5 protein-coding genes and 2 pseudogenes are annotated in these 4604 nt (G+C 61.8%); 6 read left to right on the top strand and 1 reads right to left on the bottom strand.

Annotated elements, in window-relative coordinates; genetic code table 11:
• Positions 1-645: 645 nt before the first annotated feature.
• From NKJ94_RS36930 to NKJ94_RS36905, 6 genes and pseudogenes are all read left to right on the top strand, one after another.
• Positions 646-1268, top strand: a pseudogene (locus tag NKJ94_RS36930) (IS256 family transposase); the annotation flags it as partial.
• Positions 1269-1402: 134 nt separating this feature from the next.
• Positions 1403-1579 carry a hypothetical protein gene (locus NKJ94_RS37735; protein WP_502896259.1) on the top strand — a complete coding sequence of 59 codons (177 nt, stop codon included), beginning with the start codon at positions 1403-1405 and terminating at the stop codon, positions 1577-1579.
• Between the two features lie 11 nt (positions 1580-1590).
• On the top strand, positions 1591-2331 hold the full coding sequence (locus NKJ94_RS36920) for an ABC transporter ATP-binding protein (protein WP_352532646.1): 741 nt from the start codon (positions 1591-1593) through the stop codon (positions 2329-2331).
• Positions 2328-3038 carry an ABC transporter ATP-binding protein gene (locus NKJ94_RS36915; RefSeq protein WP_352532644.1) on the top strand — a complete coding sequence of 237 codons (711 nt, stop codon included), beginning with the start codon at positions 2328-2330 and terminating at the stop codon, positions 3036-3038. The genes NKJ94_RS36920 and NKJ94_RS36915 overlap by 4 nt, the downstream gene beginning before the upstream one ends.
• A gap of 1 nt (position 3039) precedes the next feature.
• Positions 3040-3909: a branched-chain amino acid ABC transporter permease gene (locus tag NKJ94_RS36910; protein WP_352532642.1), complete on the top strand. Its 870-nt coding sequence runs from the start codon at positions 3040-3042 to the stop codon at positions 3907-3909.
• Positions 3906-4535 carry an ABC transporter permease subunit gene (locus NKJ94_RS36905; protein WP_352532640.1) on the top strand — a complete coding sequence of 210 codons (630 nt, stop codon included), beginning with the start codon at positions 3906-3908 and terminating at the stop codon, positions 4533-4535. Before NKJ94_RS36910 ends, NKJ94_RS36905 begins: the two co-directional genes overlap by 4 nt.
• On the opposite strand, the pseudogene NKJ94_RS36900 reads toward NKJ94_RS36905, so the two are convergent.
• A pseudogene (locus NKJ94_RS36900) lies at positions 4499-4604 on the bottom strand (diguanylate cyclase); the annotation flags it as partial. The gene NKJ94_RS36905 and the pseudogene NKJ94_RS36900 sit on opposite strands and share 37 nt — an antisense overlap.

Raw genomic sequence — 4604 nt, 5'->3', positions numbered from 1 at the left:
ACGCTGGCGTTCTAGGGTCAAACTCTACCAACTGGCTGCCGCCAATGGCCGAGATGGATGGTTTGTTGCTGTTCGCCTCGTCCACTGGAACGAGTAAGGTGCGCCAGGAGCGGAAGCTTAGCAGGGGTCACGCCAGCGCCCAGTTAGCGCTACCAAGCAGACCTTCAGCCTGTGCCGGAAGCGGGGCCCGGCTTACCAAGTGGCATATCCAGGAAGCGCGTCCTCTCCTCAGCTAGGCACCGTTTTCGGCTCTACGCTATACCTGCGCGACGAGCCCCTTCCTTAATCGCAGCGAGGGCCAGAGGATTGGTGACGGGATAGGTTCGGATGAAGTTCTCGACGGTGAACCTTGGAAACTCGACGGCAATCCGCCTGGCGATCGACTGCCCCTGCGCCGGCTCTTGAGCAGCGCGTGGCACCGGGCACGGAACATCAGAGTGACGGGAATATCCGGCGGACTTTGGCACAGCGACGACAGACTGTCGGCATAGCGACCGGCGACGAACCGCGCCCGGGCGAGCTGCGCGTAGTACCAACTCGGAGCCTGGGTAATGTGCTGAGAGTTCTGCAAATTCGCTGAGAGGGGGCGGTCATGGCAGGCTGGTGATGTTCAACGTCACCTGATTCCCGCGAAGGAACGCCACCATGACCAAGACTGAAAGTAAACCGCCAGCGCCGCCGTCAAAGACATTCTGCTTTCGGATCCGCAAGGTCTGCACGAAGTGATCCGTACGGTGATGCAGGAGGTGCTCGAGGCCGAGATGGACGAGGCTCTGGGTGCTTCGAAAGGCGAGCGCACACCGGAGCGTCTCGGCTACCGCTCGGGTTATTATGGCCGCACCCTTGTCACCCGTGTCGGCAAGCTGGAGCTGCGGGTTCCGCAGGACCGGGCCGGCCGCTTCTCCACCGAGCTGTTCGAGCGTTACCAGCGTTCGGAGCGGGCCCTGGTGGCCACGCTTGCGGAGATGAATGTGCAGGGCGTTTCGACCCGGAAGGTCAAGGCGATCACGGAAGAGCTGTGCGGCCATGCCTTCTCGGCCTCATCGATCTCGGCCATCAACAAACGCCTAGAGGAGAGCCTGAAAGCGTTTGCCGAGCGCCCGCTTCAAGAGCCTTTTGCCTACCTCATCCTCGATGCCCGCTACGAGAAGGTGCGCGAAGCCGGCATCGTCATGAGCCAAGCGGTGCTGATCGCGGTCGGCATCGACTGGGACGGCCGGCGCCAGATCCTGGCCGTGGAGATGGCCAATATAGCCGGGCGACCGGCAAACAGTGGACCCAACCGATCGGCTTTGCCCACGCGTTGTTCGAAGTCGCGGCAGACGTCTTGAAGCGTGCAGGCGAGCCTGGCGATGCGGGTGCGATTATCGCTGCCATATCAGATACCTCTCTGGATACGATTGTGGGAAAGGTCGACTGGAAGAACTCGACCATCAAAAACGTCGCCAAGACGCCGCTTGTCGGCGGTCAATGGCGCCGCACCCCAAACGGACCCCACGCCTACGACCTTGTCATCACGTCGAACCAGACGGCTCCGGAAATTCCGGCCGGGGCCGATTTCGAGGAACTTACCTATTAGGTCGTCGGCTCATGTTGCACATGGAGATCAAAGGGCTGCGCAAGTCGTTTGGTGCGGTGCGCGTCGCGGACGGAATTGACCTTGGTGTCGGGCGCGGAGAAGCCATTGGGATCATTGGACCCAATGGCGCGGGCAAGACCACCTTTTTCAATCTGATCGCGGGAGACGTGCACGGCGAAGCCGGCACGGTCGTCTTCAAGGGAGACGATGTGACGCGCTGGGGCGCGCGGCGAAGGGCGCGCGCCGGCATGGCGCGCACGTACCAGATCCCGCAGCCATTGAATGGCATGACGGTCTACGAGAACGTGCTGGTCGGTGCGGTCTTTGCCGGCGGCCGCTCTCAAAGCCAGTCCCGCCAGCACTGCGAGGAGATCCTCCGACAGACACACCTGTCGGAACTTGCCAACGATGCGGCAAGCTCGCTCTCGCTGCTGAACCGCAAAAGACTTGAGTTGGCGCGAGCACTGGGTTCGTCGCCCGAACTCCTTCTGCTCGACGAGATCGCGGGTGGACTGACAGACGCCGAGTGTTCCGATCTGGTGAAGACAATCCTCGACATCAATGCGCGCGGCGTGACGGTCATTTGGATCGAGCACGTGGTCCATGCGCTGCTTGAGGTCGTAGGCCGCCTGGTCGTACTCAACGCCGGCTCGGTTCTGAGGGACGGCGAACCCCATCAGGTCATGCGGTCGCCGGACGTGCGCGAAATCTACCTCGGCGTCGAACCGGAACCCGACGGAGCCGCATCATGACGCTGTTGCATGTCGAAGATCTGAACGCCTTCTATGGCGACCTTCAGGCGCTGTTCGGCATTGGACTGGCTGTAGGGGAGGGGGAGTGCATCGCGGTCATCGGTTCAAACGGAGCTGGCAAATCGACACTCCTCAGGTCGTTAGCCGGGCTGCACCGCGGTAAATCAGCCAAACGACTGAACTTCGCGGGCAGGGAGGTCGGCATGTTGGAGGCGAATGAAATCGCCGCGTTCGGCATGACGCTCGTACCGGAGGGACGGCGGCTTTTCTCTTCCCTTACGGTCGAGGAGAACCTGACGATCGGCCGATCGGCTGGCCGCGTCGGATACTGGAACCTTCCGCGCATCTACGAGCTGTTTCCGATGTTGCCGGAGCTTGCGCGGCGTCAGGTGACGAGGCTTTCTGGCGGGCAGCAGCAGATGGTCGCGGTGGGCCGTGCGTTGATGACAAACCCAACACTCCTTCTGTGCGATGAGATTTCACTTGGTCTGGCGCCTGTCGTCGTCAAGGGAATGTACGAAAACTTCAGGCGGGTGCGCGGCCAGGGCACGGCACTGGTCGTTGTCGAGCAGGACATCGGCCAGGCTCTTTCGGTCGCCGACCGCATCTACTGCCTGCGCAGGGGCGCCGTCGCGCTGAGCAGGCGGCCCGCCGAATTCACACGGGATCAAATCGCCGCTGCATACTTCGGCGTGGCGGAGGCATGACATGACCAATCCAGCCGACATCATCGTTCAAGGGATCCTTCTCGGAGGCCTCTATGCCCTTTTCGCGACCGGCCTTTCTCTGGTGTTCGGGGTGATGAGGCTGGTGAATCTGGCCCATGGCGATTTTATCGTCGTCGCAGCATTCGCGGCCTTCTCCGTCGTTTCGGCCGTCCCGATCCACCCTTTCGTGGCGATCGCCGCCGTCGCGCCGTTGATGGCCGGCCTCGGCTATCTCCTCCAGCTTGGCCTGTTCAACCGGCTGCTTGGCAACGATCCGCTTCGTCCGCTGCTGGTGACGTTCGGAGTCTCGGTCGTTGTGCAGAACGCGCTGCTGATGATCTTCTCCGCCGATACGCGCCGCCTTTCTGCCGGCTCGATCGAAACGCAGAGCATCAACGTCGGCGCAGCTTCGGTTGGCGTGTATCCAGTTGTCGTGTTGTCGACAGCGTTGGCCGTGACGATGGCACTGCAGTGGATCTTCTATTCAACTGCCCTTGGGCAAAGGCTTCGCGCGACATCCGACGATTCCGAGATCGTCGGCCTGGTCGGGATCAATCACCTGCGGGTCTTTGCGATTGGCAGCGCCATCGCATTCGCGGTGATCGGCGTCGCGGGCGTTCTGATGGCCGTGCGAGGCAACTTCGATCCTTTCATGGGCCCCGCCCGCCTCCTCGTGGCCTTCGAAGCCGTCATCATCGGCGGTCTCGGCAATTTTTGGGGCACTCTCGCCGGGGGTCTTGTGATCGGGCTTGCCCAGTCGATCGGCGCGGCCGTCGATCCAGCCTACCAAACGATAGCCGGTCATATCGTCTTTTTCGCCGTCTTGTTGCTTAGGCCGAACGGCCTCTTCCCGAAGGTAGCGCACCAATGAACGAGACAAGCGGAGCGCTGCAAGCAAGCCGCTCACAGATCGACGCCCATCCCGCCGGCAGTTCCGAACTGCAGGTCACGGTGCGCACGACGTTGGGAATCGTTTGTTTGTGCACGCTCCTCGCGTCCGCGCCTTGGATGCTCGATTTGGCGGCCTTGCGTTTCACCACCGATTTCCTCGTTTACCTATCCCTCGCGGCAATATGGAACCTGCTCGCCGGCTACGGCGGGATGATATCCGTCGGACAACAGGCCTATATCGGTATCGGCGGATATGCGTTCTTCGCCTCACTTGTATTCTTCGGTCTGCCATTGCCCGCTTCGATCCTCATCGCCATGGCTTCGTCCGCCGCCGCGGCGCTTGTGTTTGCGCCGCTGCTCCTTCGCCTGAAGGGACCGCATTTTGCCATCGGGGACATGGGTCATGGCCGAACTGTGCCTGCTCGCGGTCGCCAATATGCCATACCTTGGAGGCGGTTCCGGAATGAGCCTTCCGGCGAGCGTCGCCAGACAGATCGCGGCAGACCGGGCCGGTCGCGAAGCGGTGATCTTCTTCTGCGCGCTTCTGCTGGCCTTCTCGTCGATTGCCGGCTCGGCAGCCATTTGAGCCGGAGCGAGAAGATGTAAATCGCGATCAACCCAAACCAGAAGGTCGGGATCGACAACGCTACCATTGCGCCGACTGTCGCCGCGTAG

The sequence above is a fragment of the Mesorhizobium sp. M0060 genome, from assembly GCF_040323155.1.
Lineage (GTDB): Bacteria > Pseudomonadota > Alphaproteobacteria > Rhizobiales > Rhizobiaceae > Mesorhizobium.
Note: the sequence above shows the minus strand (reverse complement) of the source record. Positions and strands in the feature narration are given on the sequence as shown.